Here is a 14,045-nt window from a genome sequence, read left to right on the forward strand (position 1 = left end):
ACGCGCGTCCTAGGCTCGCCGCCCCTTGAGCGCGTCAATGAGATGTCGGAAGTCGTTACGACTTAGGGCGAGTTAGGACCTTTGGTTTTTTGCTGTCTCGGCTCGCGATGGTTTCGGGAACGCTGGCGATCTCCCTCATTCGAGGTACTGCGGCTGGACTTGCGCCATTTAACAATACCCGAGCTCATACTTTGACCACCATTCTCAATTATCCAGGTGGACTCAGAGGTTTTTGAGGGTACGGGCGAGGTGTTGGAAGTGGGGGCGGCTCATGGTGAGCCTGGGACCGGTGGGGTTCTTGCTGTCGCGGACCACGATGACGTCGGATGCTGATGCCAGTTCGACGCAGGCGCCGCCGTTCTCGCCGCTCCTTGACGCCTTTCGCCAGGTGAGAGCAGTCAAGTCCATTTAGTTTCTATCACCTTTCTTATCAACTCCCGTGACATGCTCGCCGGGAGGGCCTTGCTTGTCAGAGTCCTTAGCGTGCGGGCCAAGCCGATGAGATCATCGTCATCATCGGTGGTGATACCTCGAACCGTCGTCTCAAGATACGCCACCTCGCTCCGGTCCTTCATGGTCGCGAGAATGAACGCCCCTCCAGTCCCTGCGGGAACGCCGTCATCGTTCACGACGACTTGAATGGTTACGTTCGGTAGTTCGCTCATCGCTATTAAGTGTTCGAGTTGCTCTCGCATAGTCTCTCGCGAGCCGATGAGGTTGGTGAGCGCACTCTCGCTTAGGAACGCGATCAGGGTAGTGGCGGCCGGAACCTCACGAGTGAGGATCTCTTGACGTGCCATGCGCGCGGCGATGGCTTCGTCTGAGCCGAGGAAGGCGCGCGCGTAGCTCTCCTTCTGCAGGAGGCCGGGGATGACCGTGTGCTCCCACCAGGTCAGTACCTCGGCCTCGGCCTCCACCTCGGGCCAGTCGAACCAGGTCGGGAAGCCGAGTCGCCCGTCGTTGGTGAGGTCATCGTGGAGGGTGAGGAGGACGCCGCCCGCCTTGAGTTCCGGGTCCATGATCTCGACGAACTCGCGTTTGCAGCGTTTCTTCCCGCTCTCGACCTGCGAAACGAAGGATGCGGTCTTGCCAGTGCGCTGGGCGACGCGGGCCTGACTCAACCCGGCGCGCTCGCGATACCGCCTGAACTGTCGACCGAATGCCGCGAGGGCGGGCGACGTTACCGCACGTCGTCGGGGGGACGCCATGTTCTCGCTCCTTAACCAGCAGGAACCGGAACTCCAAGATCCACATCGAGATGTTTCGTCTTTCCGGATGTTAACCATAACTCCGCGTCGATGGGTGGGTTACTGAGAGATACATGAGCCGGACACGATCGAAGGTCATGCGATGTCAGTGGTAGCTCTCGCGCCGGAGCGGCCGGCGCTCGTCTTGGACGCGACGGACCGTGCGCCTGCCTTGGCGCGCCGGTATCTCGCCGTGCGGTTCGCCGAGCTGGGGTACGTCGACGCCTATGTCGGACAAGTGGTGGTTACGGAGTTGGTTACGAATTCCTATAAACACGTCGGATTCGGGCGCATCGTTGTGCGAGTGCTGCCCGAGGCGGACGAGGGGCTCGTTCTCATCGAGGTCGCGGACGACGGGGGCGGGCTGCCCGTCGTCCAGGAGGCGGCCGATGACGCGCTGTGCGGGCGTGGGCTGCTGCTGATGGTCCGGCTCGTCGACGACTGGGGCGTCCGGCCGCTGGACGGGGGAGGGAAGGTCGTATGGGCTCGCTGCGCCCGATGAAGGACCGGATGCAGCGCCGGTTACTGCGGTGGCGCACCCAGTGGGGACGGGCCACGGCAGTCCGTCACCTCGACCTGCTCGCTACCGCGGCCCAGGCCAAGGGGTACCGGTGCGTCAAGCTCTACCGGACGGAGGAGTACCCGCACTGGTTGCCCATGCTGTGGGTGTTCGCGTTCGGTCCTGAGCATCACGTCAGGGTCGCGGTGCGCGTCCGGGCGGTGCCCGGCGGGACGTGGGCCTACTACGACGCCGCGCGTGGACGGTTCGGCTACCTGGCTCCCTGCGGCGACGTGAAGCACGCGATGGAGCAGGTGGACGCGCTCCTTAAGCACCGCATGTTCCCGTCCACCTGGTAGCCCTCTCCTGTTCAGCTGGTGGCCACAGACGCGGGATCATGACCGCTGGTTGCCAGTGCGCCCGGAGATGGCCAGTGGCCTACGTGAGTCGGGGGATACGGGTACATCTAGGGATTCGTCCGAACAGGGAGGATCGCTGGGGATGAAGAAGCTTCTCGTCGCGGGGGCCGCTGCCGTGCTGGTGGCGGGCGGGGTCGGGGTGGTCGTGGCGGCTCCGGCCGAGGCCGCGAGTCCGGTGCAGATCTACCGGGTGTACTACGACTCGCCGGGGAAGGACACGCGGTCGAACGCGTCCCTGAACGGTGAGTGGGTGCAGCTGTTCAACACGTCCACGTCGTCCAAGAACCTCAAGGGCGTGAAGCTCCGCGACAAGACCGGGTACACGTACACCTTCGGCGCGTTCACGATCGGGGGACGCAAGTCCGTCTACGTGCACACGGGGAAGGGCTCCAACAGCGCGACGCACCGTTACTGGGGACGGTCGCAGTACGTGTGGAACAACACCGGCGACACCGCCTACCTGCTCTACCCGAGCGGCAGCGTCGCGGACAAGTGCTCCTGGGGAAGCACGGGCTCCTCGAAATACTGCTGAGCGAAAGTGCCCGGCTCCGGACCACGCCTGAGCCGGGCACGCCGCGCCGCGTCAGGCCGGTTCGGGAGCCGGACGCGCCGTGTCCCACCAAGACAGGTTGGCGGTGGCCTGGGACGTCGGCTCGATGATTTCCCACGCCTCGGCGATCAGGCCGTTGTCGACTCGCAGGATGTCGATGACCGCGACTTCCGCCCCCGTTTCGGGAAGCCACCGGCGCGTGTGCATCACCACGTGGTCGCCATCGGCCAGCACGTGCCGTATCTCGATGCGCATGTCGGCGAGTGGCACGAGGGCCGCGCCGACCGCGGCCAGCCATTCCGCCTTCGTGGACGACGTCGCGTCCGGCCTGTGGTGGAGGAAGTCGTCGCGAATCAATGGTTCGAGTGCGTCGACGCCGCCCGGTCCCAGCAGTTCCGACAGGGCCTGTTGGACGATGCTCTTGTTATCGCTGCTCATGGACGCAAGGTTTCCCCGGTCCCGGCGGCTTGTCGATGAAATGGCATTTCATGGCGTCCGGCCGTGAGCTGAGTACGCTCGGTGGGCGTGGACACGGTCGGTGAACTCCTGCGGCGGTGGCGGACGCAGCGGCGGCTCAGCCAGCTCGATCTCGCGCTCGCCGCCGACGTGTCCGCCCGTCACGTCAGCCTGGTCGAGACCGGGAAGTCGAACCCGAGCGCCGCCATGGTCCTGCGCCTCGCCGACCAGCTCGACGTGCCGCTGCGCGACCGCAACCGGCTGCTGCTCGCCGCGGGGTTCGCGCCCCGCTACCCCGAGCGGACCCTCGATGACGAGGCGCTCTCGGCGGCCCGGGACGCGGTGGCCAGGGTCCTCCAGGCGCACGAGCCGTATCCGGCGCTGGCGTTCGACCGCCGGTGGAACATCGTGATGACCAACCGCGCCCTCGACCCGTTCCTCGCCCGCGTCGATCCCGACCTCCGGCGGCCGCCGATGAACCTGCTCCGGCTGGGCCTGGATCCGCGCGGGCTCGGTCACCTGGTCGCTAACCTGGCGGACGTCCGCGCCATGTTCCGCTCCCGGATCACCCGGCAGCTCGCCTCGGCGCCCGACGCCGAGCTCGCCGCGCTCTACGAGGAACTGCTGGCGGCAGTCCCCGAGGAGGACGCGGCGAGCCGGTCGGTCGAGTCGGACGTCCTGATCCCGATGGTCCTTCGCGTCGACGGCCGGGAACTGCGGCTGTTCTCCACGATCACCACGTTCGGCACGCCGATGGACATCACGCTTGACGAGATCGCGATCGAGTCCTACTACCCGGCGGACGCGGAGAGCGCCGCCTACTTCACCGAGCCCGAGAGCCCGACCGACGCCCCGACCGCAGGCCGGGCTTGAGCGCCGCCTGCTTCACGGGCCCCGCGAGTCCGGGGGACGCCTACCGCAGGTCGGGCTAGTGCACCGGCCCCGCGTCCGAGCGGGGCCCTAGCGCAGGTCGAACTTGACCTTCTCGCCGTCGATGGACGTGACCGTGATCTGGACGCGGCCGATCCGCGCGGTGTCGCCGACCGCGATCGTCGTCGGGGCCGAGCCGTCCGCGGACACCGTGACGCCCCGGTCGCCGATCTCCGACACGGTGACCTTCGAGTCGTCCAGGTCGACGGTCTGCCCGGCGCCCGAGACGGTCACGTGGCATACGCCGTTCTTGCAGCTGTAGCTGTTGCTCTGGCAGCCGCTGACCAGCAGCGCGCCGCCGAGCGCGAGAACGGCGACGAACGATGCGGAACGGACCACGGAACCCTCCCCCGTACGACCAACATGTCGCAGGGATAGATGCACCGGTTCGGGAACAGGTTCCGGTTCCAGCCGCTAGTGAGGGGGATGTCACGGATTGGAGGCCCTCGCCGCGCCGTCCCCCGCTTCACCTGCTAGATCACGCCCCAGTCTTGGTGTGCTCGTTGCGTCCGGCCGGGCGGGGACGCTCCGCCGGGCGGGTAGACGGGCGTTTCGTGGGAAAGGCGTCCAGTGGCAGGCCGACACGGTTTTCCGGTGACTGGAGTTTCCGTTGGAGAGTAACGGGAAATCTGGCTGCTAGAGGGAACGGAGGCGAATGGCATGGAGGTCGTTCTCGAAATGACCCTCCCGAGGAACGCCGAGAGCGCTCCGCTGGTGCGTCACACGCTCGACGCCTCGCTCCGCGGGCTCGGGGTGGCCTCCGAGATCCGTGCCGACATCGCGCTGGCCCTGGGTGAGGCGTGCGCGAACGTGATCCAGCACGCGGCGAACGGGCAGGAGTACGAGGTCAGGGCACGGATGGACGGGACGCGGTGCGTCGTCGAGGTCATCGACGGCGGCGTCGCCGAGGAGTTCGACGCCGGGGAGCCGGGACTGGACGTGGGCTGGGAGGCCGCGCAGAGCGCGTCCCTGGCCGAGCACGGACGGGGGCTGCAACTCATGCGCGCGTTCACGGAGGAACTGCGCATCGCCGATCGCGCCAACCGAGATGGCGCGATCGTCCATTTCGAGAAGTCGCTGGCGAGCTGACGCGATATCGGACTCTGCGGAGCCGTTAGCGCGGCAGTTTGACCACCGTCACGAAGAAGTCGTCGATACGGCGGACGACGGAGATGAACTGGTCGAAGTCGACCGGCTTCGTCACATAGGCGTTGGCGTGGAGATGGTAGCTCCGCAGGATGTCCTCGTCCGCCTCGGACGTGGTGAGGATGACGACGGGGATGCGGCGCAGGTCGTCGTCCTCCTTGACCTCGGCCAGCACCTCCAGGCCGCTCTTGCGCGGCAGGTTCAGGTCCAGCAACACGAGGTCGGGACGGGGAACGCTCGCGAACTCGCCCTCCCGGCGCAGGAACGCCATCGCCTGCTCGCCGTCGTTGACCACGTGCAGCTTGTTGTTGACCTTGTTGTGCTCGAACGCTTCGACGGTCAGGAGCACGTCGCCGGGGTCGTCCTCGACGAGCAGCACTTCGATGGGGTGCGGCGCTTCACGCATGCTTCCCTCCGTCATCGGAATCGGGGTCGGGTTGAGGTAGGGGGTCGGGTTCGGCTTCGGGGTCGGGTTCCGCTTCGGGGTCGGGGTCGGGCTGGGCGGGGAGCGTCCAGCGGAACGTGGTGCCCTCGGTGTCGGTGTCGGCGTCGGTGTCGTCGGTGTCGAGCCAGATCCGGCCGCCGTGGTATTCGACGATCTTCTTGCAGAGGGCGAGGCCGATGCCCGTGCCGGTGTACTCGTCGCGCGGGTGCAGCCGCTGGAAGATCAGGAAGATGCGGTCGGCGTGCCGGGGCTCGATGCCGATCCCGTTGTCGGCGCAGCGGAACTCCCACTCGTCCCCGACACGCCGGGCGTCGACGATGACCCGCGGCGGCACGTCCGGGCGGCGGAACTTGATGGCGTTGCCGACGAGGTTCTGGAACAGCCGGACGAACTGCGCCGCGTCGCCGGACACGCGCGGCAGGTCGGCGACGTCCACCTCGGCGTCGGTCTCCTCGCGGAGCGCGGCGAGGTTGCCGAGCGCCTGCCGCGCGACGTCGTTGAGGTCGACGGCCTCGTCCACGCTCGACAGTCGGCCGACCCTGGAGAAGGCCAGCAGGTCGTTGATGAGGGCCTGCATGCGCTTCGCGCCGTCCACGGCGAACTCGATGTACTGGAGACCGCGGTCGTCCAGCCGGTCGCCGTACCGGCGTTCGAGCATCTGGCAGAAGCTCGCGACCTTCCGCAGCGGCTCCTGGAGGTCGTGGGACGCCACGTAGGCGAACTGCTCCAGCTCGGCGTTGGACCGGCGCAGCTCCTCGGCCTGCGCGTCGAGCCGGTTCGCCTGCTCGACGCTGGCGCGCCACTCCTCGATGATGCGGTCGCGCATCGCGTCGATGATGACCGCCAGCTCGTTGATCTCGGACGGCCCGGGGACGTCCAGCGGGTGCCCGAAGTCCCCGTGCGCCACGGCGCGGACCCGTTCGGTCAGCGTCGACACGGGGGTCAGCACCGTCCGGCGGATCAGCAGCGCCAGCGCCAGCGACACCAGCACCACCAGCGCGAGCGCGCCGCTCGTCGACCACAGGGTCGTGCGGGCGCGGGAGCGGAGCGTCGCCACGGTCCGGTCGTGAAGCTCGGCGATGTCGGACTGCAACGGTTCCATGTCGGCGCGCGCCTGGCTGAGCAGCCGCCGCGCCCGCCTGCTCTGGTCGGGCTGGAGGCCCTGCCCGCCCGGACCCGCCGCGAGCTGGTCGGCGAAGGCGGCCCGCCATGCCTGCGTGTCGCCTGCGGTGTTGTCCAGGTGGCGGACAACGCTCCCGCTTCCGGCGACCCCGTCGAGGACCTGCCGTATCCGCGCCGCGGACTCCGTCTCCCGGCGGACGGCGGTGCGGTACTCGGCGAGCCGGTCCGGCCCGCCGTCCAGCGCGTATTCGCGGATCGCGCTGTCCTGGGCGGCGATCGCCGCGGACAGCCGGGACTGCTCCAGCGCCGCCTGGTCGACCTGGTCGATGAGGATGTTCCGCGCCCGCTCGTTCTCGTAGAGGGCCATCCCCGTCTGCGCGAACGCGGCGAGCAGCAGCACCCCGATGACGAGCGACCCGACCCGGTAGAGCTGGACGAGCCGGATCCGCCCCATCCCGCTCGGCTCCGGGACGTTCGCCGCGGACAGCACCACGGCGGGCCCCGAATCCGCCACCCGCCGCCGCTCGGCCCGCGCCTCCTTGTCCCGCGCCCGCTCGTCCCGCGCCCGCTCCCCGGGGACCCGCTCGGCCTCTCCCCGCTCGTTCGGGGGCGTGCCATCCGTTCGCGCCCGCTCGCCCGGAGCTCGCCCGCCCGGGCGCCGTTCGTTCGGGGGCCGTTCGTTCGGGGGCGTTCCGTTCGGGGGCATCAGGACTCGTCCCGGCTCAGCATGAGGATCGCCATGTCGTCGGAGAGGACGCCGCCGTTCAGGCGTTCCGCCTCCGCGATGAGGCCGTCCAGGAGGGCGTCGCCCTGCCGCCCGTCGCCGTGCGCGGCGCGGGCCAGCTCCGTCAGCCCGGACAGGTCGAGGTATTCCTCCCCGGCGTGGCCCTCGATCAGGCCGTCGGTGTAGAGCAGCAGGCCCCACGAGTCGCCGAGTTCGAGGTCGAGGCCGGGCCAGTCGGCGCCGGGGAACAGGCCGAGGGCCGGGCCGCGCGGCTCGTCCGGGACGGGCTCCACGCCGTCCGGCCCGAAGAGCAGCGGGCGCGGATGACCGGCCCGGTGCAGCCGCGCCGACCGCCGGTCCGGGGCGATGGTCAGCATGCACACGGTCGTGAAGATCTCGTCGCCCCACCGCTCGTGCTGGAGGACGGCGTCCAGCGTGCCGAGCAGCCGTTCGCCGGTGTGCCCGGCGAGGACGAGCGTCCGCCACGCCATGCGCAGCCGCACGCCGAGCGACGCCTCGTCCGCGCCGTGCCCGCTGACGTCGCCGATCACGGCGTGGACGGCGCCGTCCGCGGTCTGCACGGTGTCGTGGAAGTCGCCGCCGAGCAGCGCGCGGTAGCGTCCCGGCCGGTAGCGGGCGTGGTGACGCAGGGTGTCGTCGGGCAGGATCGGGACGGGCAGCAGGCCCCGTTCGAGCCGGGCGTTCTCCCTGCTCAGCGCGCGTGCCTCGACGAGTTGCCGCTCGGACTCGTCGGCGCGCTTGCGCTCGATCGCGTAGCTGATCGCGCGGCTGAGCAGCGCGCTGTCCACGTCCTGCTTGACGAGGTAGTCCTGCGCGCCCGCCGCGACGGCCTCCACGCCGACGTGCGCGTCGGCGAGGCCGGTCAGCACGAGCACGGCGGTGCCCGGCGCGTGCGCGAGGACCTGGCGGAGCGCGTCGAGGCCGTGCGCGTCCGGCAGCGACAGGTCGACGATCACGCACTGGATCTCCGGCCGGAGCGCGCCGAGCGCCTCGCGTAGCGTGGTCGCGACCGTGATCCGGACGTCGGGCTGCGCCTCGGTCAGCAGGTCTTCGAACAGGATCGCGTCGGCGGGGTCGTCCTCGACCAGGAGTAGGTGCGGGGAAGCGGCGACGCCGAGAAGGCGTTCGGCACCGCGGCCGTGCATGGCGGTCATGTGTCCGCTCCTTGGGCCCGGCGCGGGACGCGCGGAAATGGGGGGATGCTGCTCGCCGTCGCGCACAAATATTAAGGGCACCGGATCGGCGGAATGCACCGGACGCACTGGAAACGGTGGCGCGCCGCCACAGACCTCTTCCGGAAAGACGACGCCCGTCGTGTAACGGCGGCCCGTCCCACGCCACTACCCCGTGTCAGTCAGAACCCGGAGGGACGGAGGAGCAGGCGGTGGCAGACGAAGCCCCCGACGAGAGACGCTTCACCGCGATCTACGACGAATGCCGGCAGCGCGTGTGGGCGTACGCCGTCAGCCGCGTCGGACGCCAGGACGCGGACGAGGTGGTGGCCGAGACGTTCACGATCGCGTGGCGGCGGCTCGCCGACGTCCCGGAGCCGCCGCTGCCGTGGCTGCTCGGCGTCGCGCGGAACGTGCTGCGCGCCGGACACCGCGCCGAGGCGCGGCGCGCGGCGTTCGCGGCCGAACTGGGCAGATGGACGGCGGCGGAGAACCCCGGCGGGGACATCGCCGAGGACGTGACGGACCGGCTCGCCGTCCTGCGCGCCATGGCGGCACTGCCGGAAGGCGACCAGGAGATCCTCGTCCTGATCGCGTGGCAGGGGTTGTCGCCGCGCGACGCGGCCCGCGTGGTCGGCTGCTCACCGGCGGCGCTGCGCGTCCGGCTGCACCGCGCCCGGCGCCGCCTGGTCCGCGCCGCGGAAGAAACACACGACACACCGCGGGAACGCCCCGAGAGGGCCACGGGAACACGACCGCAAGGGCACCCAACGATGCCCGCCGGATCACCGGCGAGCGCCCACAACGCACCGCACGGACAGCACGCCGGGACACCAGCGGGCACCCGCGACATGCCGCACGGACAGCGCACGATGCCCGCCGGGGCGGCGGAAGGTGCGTACGAGGCGCCGCAGGGGCGGCGTGCGAGGGCCGCTGGGGCCAATGGGACGCCCGCCGGGGCGCGGGTCGGGATCGTCGGTAAGGAGATGTCATGAAGGACGCGATGCGGACGCTGCGGGACGCACGTCCCGCCGAACTTGACCCTGGTGCGCCGCTCGACGAGGGCGTGCGGCATGCCGAACTGGCACACGCGATGGCGACGGTCTCGCCGGGCGAGGCCGCACTGCGGGCGGTGGTCCCGGATCGGCGGAGGCGGCGGGTGCGCCCGGTGTGGGGGCTCGGGCTCGCGGGGGCTGTCGCGGCGGGGGCCGTGGCGGCGGTGACGCTCGTCCCGATGGGCGGGGACGGCCCGGCGCGGCACGCCCCCGGCTCGGGCGGCGAGCAGGTGATCGACGTGAAGACCGTCCTGCTGACGGCTGCGGACAAGGCGGCCGGGCAGCCCGACGAGACGCGGACCTACTGGCATGACCGGACGATCGCGTCCCACTACTTCCGGGTGGGCAAGGGCGACGCGGCCTACACCGTCGTCATGCGGCAGATGGAGGAGGGCTGGGTGCCCAGCAGCCCGACCGGGCGGACGTGGGGCGCCGTCCACCAGCTCGACGCGAAGCCCGCGACGATGCGGGACGCGCAGGCGTGGCAGCGCGCCGGTTCGCCGACCACCTTCAACGCGCTGGTCTCGATCACCCCAGGGAACAGGATCCGCAAGCCGATCGTGCTGCACACCGGCCCGAGCGCGCGGAAGCTCTCCAGTGCCCCGCTGAAGGACGGCACGATCTTCTGGATCGGCCGGAACGTGACCATGAAGGACCTGCGGTCGCTGCCGTCCGACCCGGCCGAGCTCAAGGCCGTGCTGCTGCGCGGGTACAAGGGCCACGGCACCGAAGGCGACGTCCCGATGGGGGCGGACGCGTGGCTGTTCGAGGTGGCGCGCGGCGTGGTGGGCATGCCGGTGAAGCCCGCGGTGCGGTCGGCCGCCTTCCGGGTGCTGGCCGGGCTGCCGCAGGTGAAGTCGATCGGGAAGGTCACCGACTCGCAGGGCCGGACGGGCGACGCCGTCGCCGTGGACGAGCGGACGGACGCCGGAGTGATCCGCCATCGGGTGGTGCTCGACCTGTCCACGGGCACCGCGCTGTCCTTCGACAACATCCTGTTGAAGCCCGCGCCGGGGGCCGAGTTCAAGGCCGGTCAGGTCCTTGACTCGATGGTCACGGTCACCGCGGAATGGACCGACGCGCAGCCCAAGTGACCTTGTTACGGAAGGGGACGGCGCCCACTCGGTGCCGTCCCTTTCGCGTCGACCTTGGAGGCGCGTTCAGGTCGCGTTCGCGTCGTCGCGGGGACGTGGCGTGTCATTGGGGCGAGGGGTCGTTAGTGTTCGGGATGTGATCAGGCGCTTTTGGGGGTGCGGCGGGCCGTTTTCTGGGCGGCCCGCCGCTGCGCGGCGGTGGACCGCGCGCGGTTGAGGCTTTCCCTGACCTTCGCCGCGCCGCGGGACGCGGTGGCGGAGTCCTTCACGCGCCCCGCGTAAACCGCGAGCACTTCGGCGACGGGCGGCGGCTGCCATTCCTCCTTCGGCGTGATCGGCACGACGGGGATCGGTGGGACGGCGGAGTTTCCGGACGCGGGGTTTCCGGGCACGGGGACGAGCGCGAGATGCGATTGGCAGTGCGGGCACTGCACCCCCGGATGGGTGTCTCTGCTCATAACAAGAATGATTACCCAAGGGTCTGACAAAACAAGGCCGCGCCTCATTTCACCGAACCCGGGGGAACCCGCCCCGGCGAGTTATGGCCGGGGAGCGCTCAAGTACGGGACGATCTCCTGGTCGTTGTCGTGACCCAGCAGCGTCGCCCCGCAGCAGACGAGCGCCACGATGAAGGCGAGCCAGGCGACGGCCCGCCCGGCCCGCAGCCCGTAACCGCAGGTCATCCACATGAGGTACAGGCCCCAGCGCCGCCACGGGACGGGTTCGCTGTGTCGCCGCAGCTCAAGCGCGTTGTACCGGAAGTCGCGGGAGAGCCGGCCGTGCCCGGAGTCGGCGGCCGCCCGCGCGAGATCCCAGTACAGCGCGGCCAGCCGCGCGTCGCCGATTCCGGAGCCCGCGCCCCCGATCCGTCCGGAGCGCGCCGCCCGCGACCGCGCCGCGCGGTAACGCCCCGTCCCGGAGCGCGCCGCCCCGAACCGGCTGGCCCCGGCCCACCCGATCCTGGACCTTCTCGCCTTGGACCGCTGAGCCCCGGTTCCGGATCGCGGCGCCCCGGACGGCGCCGTCGTGGAGTGAGGTGCGGCGGACGGGTCGGGCGCGTCCGCCAGGACGTGGGCGAGGTCGTCGGCGAGGACGGCGCGGCCCGGCGAGCGGCGCGGCCAGGTCCGGCCGGGAGTCCGCGCGAACGCGCAGCCGCCGGTGAGGCGGAGCGCGTCCGGCCGCCGCAGGCCGAGGAAGGCGCAGTCGCTCAGGTCGACGCCGTCGAGCCGCACCCGCTTCGCGTCGACCCGCCGCAGCGACGTCACCCGGACCGTTCCGAAAGCCCGCCCCGCCCCGGTACCTCCGCCGAATCGCCCGTCCTCAAGACCTGTCCCAACGCTTGGCTCGCCGCCCGCCTCACGCCCCGCCCCGGCGCCCGTCCCGACGCCCCGCCCGGCGCCCGGCCCAGCGCCCGTTTCGAGGTCCCGGCCGATCGGGCGGCGCGGGGAGGCGGTGGCCCAGGCCGGTTCGGGGAGGCCCTGGATCGGGTGGGCGAGGGCGCGGACGGACGCCGTCCCGTCGAAGACCGCGCCTTCCAGGTCGAGTTCGGCGTGCCGGAGCCGGAAGTCGGCCTCCCCGTGGACGGCCGCGCCGTGCGCCGTGACCTGCCGCGCCGCCGCGTGGACGCGGAGCCCGCCGTGCGCTGTGACGTCGGCGAGCCCGATCCGGCCGCCCGCGACGAGAGGGCCGAGCCAGAGCCCCTGGCGGAACTTCGTCCGCTCGAAGCGGGCGTGCCGGGCGACCTGGACGCGCCGGAACGACACGGCGCCGCCAAAGCAGGCGGCCTGCATGGCGGCGTCCCGGCCGAACTTGGCACGGTCGAAACAGGCGGCGCCCATGAACACGGCCCGCCGGAAGGAGGCGTCGGCGTTCCAGGCGGCCTCGCCGAACAGGACGTCCCCGGCGAACACGGCCTCCTCGAACGAGGTGTGCTGGTGGAACCGCACGCCGTGGAAGGAGACGTTGCGCCCGAACCGCGCGCCCCGGAACGAGACGTGCCCGAAGAACCGCGCGTCGAAGAAGGACGCGGCGCCGAGGAAGCAGGCGCCGTCGAACGAGCTGTCGCCCTCGACGCAGAAGCCGCGCAGCCCGGCGTCGGTCGGCAGCACCGCGCCGTCGAACCGCGTCCGGCCGAGGTGGGGGCGCCCGTCCGGCCCGGTGACGGCGTCGAGCACGGCGTCCAGCAGCCAGCCGGGGATCGTGACCCCGCGCAGGTCGAGGTCGCCACCGGGACGCAGCGACGCCACGAACCGCTCGAAGTCGCGGGGACGCAGATGGGCGGGGCAGCCCCCGGACGATCCGGCGGTGCGTCCGGTGCATCCGTCGACGGCCGTGCAGCGCGGCCAGAAGACGGCGGTCGTGTACGGCGGCGAAGGCTCGTGAGAGGTCACGGTTTCGTTCTACCCACGGGGCCTTACCGAGTGAAGCCCTCCAGGTGGCCAGGTCGGTACTCCCCCACGGTCACCTCGCGCGGCGTAATGTGTGGTTTTGTGGGGGAGCGCAGCCGGTGGGTCGCGGACGTCGACGCCCATCCCGGGGAAGCGCCCGACCTCGCCCGCGCCGTCCTCGACCGTCTCGTGAACGCCGGGATCGTGGTCGCGGACCCTACCGACTGTGTGCTCGGCGACGTCCCCGGCGGCTACGCGCCGGGCCCCGCCGCCACCACGATCGTCGCGGGTGACCTGGGCGGATTCCCCGACGTGTGGCCGAACGGCCTGGAGGTGGACGTCGGCCGCAGCGCCTTCTACGGAACGGTCCGCGAGGACGACCGGGTCGCCTGCCCGAACTGCGACGCCTGGCTGCCGTTCGAGGTCGTCCTCGAGGAGGTGGAGGAGTGGCTGGAGGGCGGCCCGGGGTCGCTCGTCTGCGCCCGGTGCGGCGCCCGGACCGCCCTGAATGGCTGGATCTGGCCGACTCCCTGCGCGTTCGCGGAGCTGGGCCTCCGCTTCTGGAACTGGCCGCGGCTCTCCGACGCCTTCGTGGCCGAGTTGGCGGGACGGCTCGGCCACCGCCTGATCACGGGCGAGTCCGCACCGTAGTGGATCGCGATCGCCGCCGGGCGCACCGAGTGAACTGCGGGAACTCCGGGAACGATCGGAGAGTCGGATACGTGGGCGTAATAACCGAGTTCGACTGCCGTTCACTTTCCTTGGAGAAAATTCCGGC

Annotated in this window: 17 protein-coding genes; 8 read left to right on the top strand and 9 right to left on the bottom strand. The window is 70.8% G+C overall.

The window, feature by feature from the left end:
• Positions 1 to 222 precede the first annotated feature (222 nt).
• Positions 223 to 408 (bottom strand): DUF397 domain-containing protein, encoded by a 186-nt coding sequence (locus tag FXF68_RS23010; protein WP_148762540.1) that lies wholly within the window; start codon positions 406 to 408, stop codon positions 223 to 225.
• Positions 399 to 1,208, bottom strand: coding sequence for a helix-turn-helix domain-containing protein (locus tag FXF68_RS23015; RefSeq protein WP_148762542.1), 810 nt, complete (start codon positions 1,206 to 1,208; stop codon positions 399 to 401). Before FXF68_RS23015 ends, FXF68_RS23010 begins: the two co-directional genes overlap by 10 nt.
• A 142-nt stretch (positions 1,209 to 1,350) precedes the next feature.
• Between FXF68_RS23015 and FXF68_RS23020 the strand changes: the two genes are divergently transcribed.
• From FXF68_RS23020 to FXF68_RS23030, 3 genes are all read left to right on the top strand, one after another.
• Positions 1,351 to 1,749 carry an ATP-binding protein gene (locus FXF68_RS23020; RefSeq protein ID WP_148762544.1) on the top strand — a complete coding sequence of 133 codons (399 nt, stop codon included), beginning with the start codon at positions 1,351 to 1,353 and terminating at the stop codon, positions 1,747 to 1,749.
• Positions 1,728 to 2,105 (top strand): hypothetical protein, encoded by a 378-nt coding sequence (locus FXF68_RS23025; RefSeq protein ID WP_148762546.1) that lies wholly within the window; start codon positions 1,728 to 1,730, stop codon positions 2,103 to 2,105. Before FXF68_RS23020 ends, FXF68_RS23025 begins: the two co-directional genes overlap by 22 nt.
• 142 nt (positions 2,106 to 2,247) lie before the next feature.
• Positions 2,248 to 2,697 carry a lamin tail domain-containing protein gene (locus FXF68_RS23030; RefSeq protein WP_148762548.1) on the top strand — a complete coding sequence of 150 codons (450 nt, stop codon included), beginning with the start codon at positions 2,248 to 2,250 and terminating at the stop codon, positions 2,695 to 2,697.
• Positions 2,698 to 2,748: 51 nt separating this feature from the next.
• On the opposite strand, the gene FXF68_RS23035 is transcribed toward FXF68_RS23030, so the two are convergent.
• On the bottom strand, positions 2,749 to 3,153 hold the full coding sequence (locus FXF68_RS23035) for a nuclear transport factor 2 family protein (RefSeq protein WP_148762550.1): 405 nt from the start codon (positions 3,151 to 3,153) through the stop codon (positions 2,749 to 2,751).
• 87 nt (positions 3,154 to 3,240) lie between these two features.
• Here FXF68_RS23035 and FXF68_RS23040 point away from each other — a divergent pair, with 87 nt between their 5' ends.
• The gene (locus tag FXF68_RS23040) at positions 3,241 to 4,044 is read left to right on the top strand and encodes a helix-turn-helix domain-containing protein (RefSeq protein ID WP_148762552.1); all 804 of its coding nucleotides are present in this window, start codon (positions 3,241 to 3,243) and stop codon (positions 4,042 to 4,044) included.
• A gap of 87 nt (positions 4,045 to 4,131) precedes the next feature.
• Here FXF68_RS23040 and FXF68_RS23045 read toward each other — a convergent pair whose 3' ends face one another.
• Positions 4,132 to 4,440 carry a hypothetical protein gene (locus FXF68_RS23045; RefSeq protein WP_148762554.1) on the bottom strand — a complete coding sequence of 103 codons (309 nt, stop codon included), beginning with the start codon at positions 4,438 to 4,440 and terminating at the stop codon, positions 4,132 to 4,134.
• Between the two features lie 339 nt (positions 4,441 to 4,779).
• Here FXF68_RS23045 and FXF68_RS23050 point away from each other — a divergent pair, with 339 nt between their 5' ends.
• The gene (locus tag FXF68_RS23050; protein ID WP_246178897.1) at positions 4,780 to 5,190 is read left to right on the top strand and encodes an ATP-binding protein; all 411 of its coding nucleotides are present in this window, start codon (positions 4,780 to 4,782) and stop codon (positions 5,188 to 5,190) included.
• A 25-nt stretch (positions 5,191 to 5,215) separates the two neighbouring features.
• Here FXF68_RS23050 and FXF68_RS23055 read toward each other — a convergent pair whose 3' ends face one another.
• From FXF68_RS23055 to FXF68_RS23065, 3 genes are read right to left on the bottom strand one after another with little or no spacing between them, the layout of a single operon-like run.
• Positions 5,216 to 5,653, bottom strand: coding sequence for a response regulator (locus FXF68_RS23055; protein ID WP_148762558.1), 438 nt, complete (start codon positions 5,651 to 5,653; stop codon positions 5,216 to 5,218).
• Positions 5,646 to 7,520, bottom strand: coding sequence for a sensor histidine kinase (locus FXF68_RS23060; RefSeq protein WP_246178898.1), 1,875 nt, complete (start codon positions 7,518 to 7,520; stop codon positions 5,646 to 5,648). Before FXF68_RS23060 ends, FXF68_RS23055 begins: the two co-directional genes overlap by 8 nt.
• On the bottom strand, positions 7,520 to 8,713 hold the full coding sequence (locus FXF68_RS23065) for a PP2C family protein-serine/threonine phosphatase (RefSeq protein ID WP_148762560.1): 1,194 nt from the start codon (positions 8,711 to 8,713) through the stop codon (positions 7,520 to 7,522). Before FXF68_RS23065 ends, FXF68_RS23060 begins: the two co-directional genes overlap by 1 nt.
• 230 nt (positions 8,714 to 8,943) lie before the next feature.
• On the opposite strand from FXF68_RS23065, the gene FXF68_RS23070 reads away from it, so the two are divergent.
• Positions 8,944 to 9,726: an RNA polymerase sigma factor gene (locus FXF68_RS23070; RefSeq protein ID WP_246178899.1), complete on the top strand. Its 783-nt coding sequence runs from the start codon at positions 8,944 to 8,946 to the stop codon at positions 9,724 to 9,726.
• Entirely contained in the window at positions 9,723 to 10,880 is a 1,158-nt protein-coding gene (locus FXF68_RS23075; protein ID WP_148762562.1) for a CU044_5270 family protein, read from the top strand. Before FXF68_RS23070 ends, FXF68_RS23075 begins: the two co-directional genes overlap by 4 nt.
• A gap of 140 nt (positions 10,881 to 11,020) precedes the next feature.
• Here the strand turns inward: FXF68_RS23075 and FXF68_RS23080 are convergent, their stop codons facing one another.
• Both FXF68_RS23080 and FXF68_RS23085 read right to left on the bottom strand, forming a co-directional pair.
• Positions 11,021 to 11,338, bottom strand: coding sequence for a hypothetical protein (locus FXF68_RS23080; RefSeq protein ID WP_148762564.1), 318 nt, complete (start codon positions 11,336 to 11,338; stop codon positions 11,021 to 11,023).
• Between the two features lie 81 nt (positions 11,339 to 11,419).
• Entirely contained in the window at positions 11,420 to 13,270 is a 1,851-nt protein-coding gene (locus FXF68_RS23085; protein ID WP_148762566.1) for a pentapeptide repeat-containing protein, read from the bottom strand.
• Positions 13,271 to 13,369: 99 nt separating this feature from the next.
• On the opposite strand from FXF68_RS23085, the gene FXF68_RS23090 reads away from it, so the two are divergent.
• Entirely contained in the window at positions 13,370 to 13,918 is a 549-nt protein-coding gene (locus FXF68_RS23090) for a hypothetical protein (RefSeq protein ID WP_148762568.1), read from the top strand.
• The last annotated feature ends 127 nt before the right edge of the window (positions 13,919 to 14,045 follow it).

It is taken from the genome of Actinomadura decatromicini, assembly GCF_008121305.1.
GTDB lineage: Bacteria > Actinomycetota > Actinomycetes > Streptosporangiales > Streptosporangiaceae > Spirillospora > Spirillospora syzygii.

Bases quoted from the DNA above. Each gene is read 5' to 3' on its own strand.
- FXF68_RS23010 (WP_148762540.1), bottom strand. From the start codon at position 408: ATGGACTTGACTGCTCTCACCTGGCGAAAGGCGTCAAGGAGCGGCGAG.
- FXF68_RS23015 (WP_148762542.1), bottom strand. From the start codon at position 1,208: ATGGCGTCCCCCCGACGACGTGCGGTAACGTCGCCCGCCCTCGCGGCA.
- FXF68_RS23020 (WP_148762544.1), top strand. From the start codon at position 1,351: ATGTCAGTGGTAGCTCTCGCGCCGGAGCGGCCGGCGCTCGTCTTGGAC.
- FXF68_RS23025 (WP_148762546.1), top strand. From the start codon at position 1,728: ATGGGCTCGCTGCGCCCGATGAAGGACCGGATGCAGCGCCGGTTACTG.
- FXF68_RS23030 (WP_148762548.1), top strand. From the start codon at position 2,248: ATGAAGAAGCTTCTCGTCGCGGGGGCCGCTGCCGTGCTGGTGGCGGGC.
- FXF68_RS23035 (WP_148762550.1), bottom strand. From the start codon at position 3,153: ATGAGCAGCGATAACAAGAGCATCGTCCAACAGGCCCTGTCGGAACTG.
- FXF68_RS23050 (WP_246178897.1), top strand. From the start codon at position 4,780: ATGACCCTCCCGAGGAACGCCGAGAGCGCTCCGCTGGTGCGTCACACG.
- FXF68_RS23055 (WP_148762558.1), bottom strand. From the start codon at position 5,653: ATGCGTGAAGCGCCGCACCCCATCGAAGTGCTGCTCGTCGAGGACGAC.
- FXF68_RS23060 (WP_246178898.1), bottom strand. From the start codon at position 7,520: ATGCCCCCGAACGGAACGCCCCCGAACGAACGGCCCCCGAACGAACGG.
- FXF68_RS23065 (WP_148762560.1), bottom strand. From the start codon at position 8,713: ATGACCGCCATGCACGGCCGCGGTGCCGAACGCCTTCTCGGCGTCGCC.
- FXF68_RS23075 (WP_148762562.1), top strand. From the start codon at position 9,723: ATGAAGGACGCGATGCGGACGCTGCGGGACGCACGTCCCGCCGAACTT.
- FXF68_RS23080 (WP_148762564.1), bottom strand. From the start codon at position 11,338: ATGAGCAGAGACACCCATCCGGGGGTGCAGTGCCCGCACTGCCAATCG.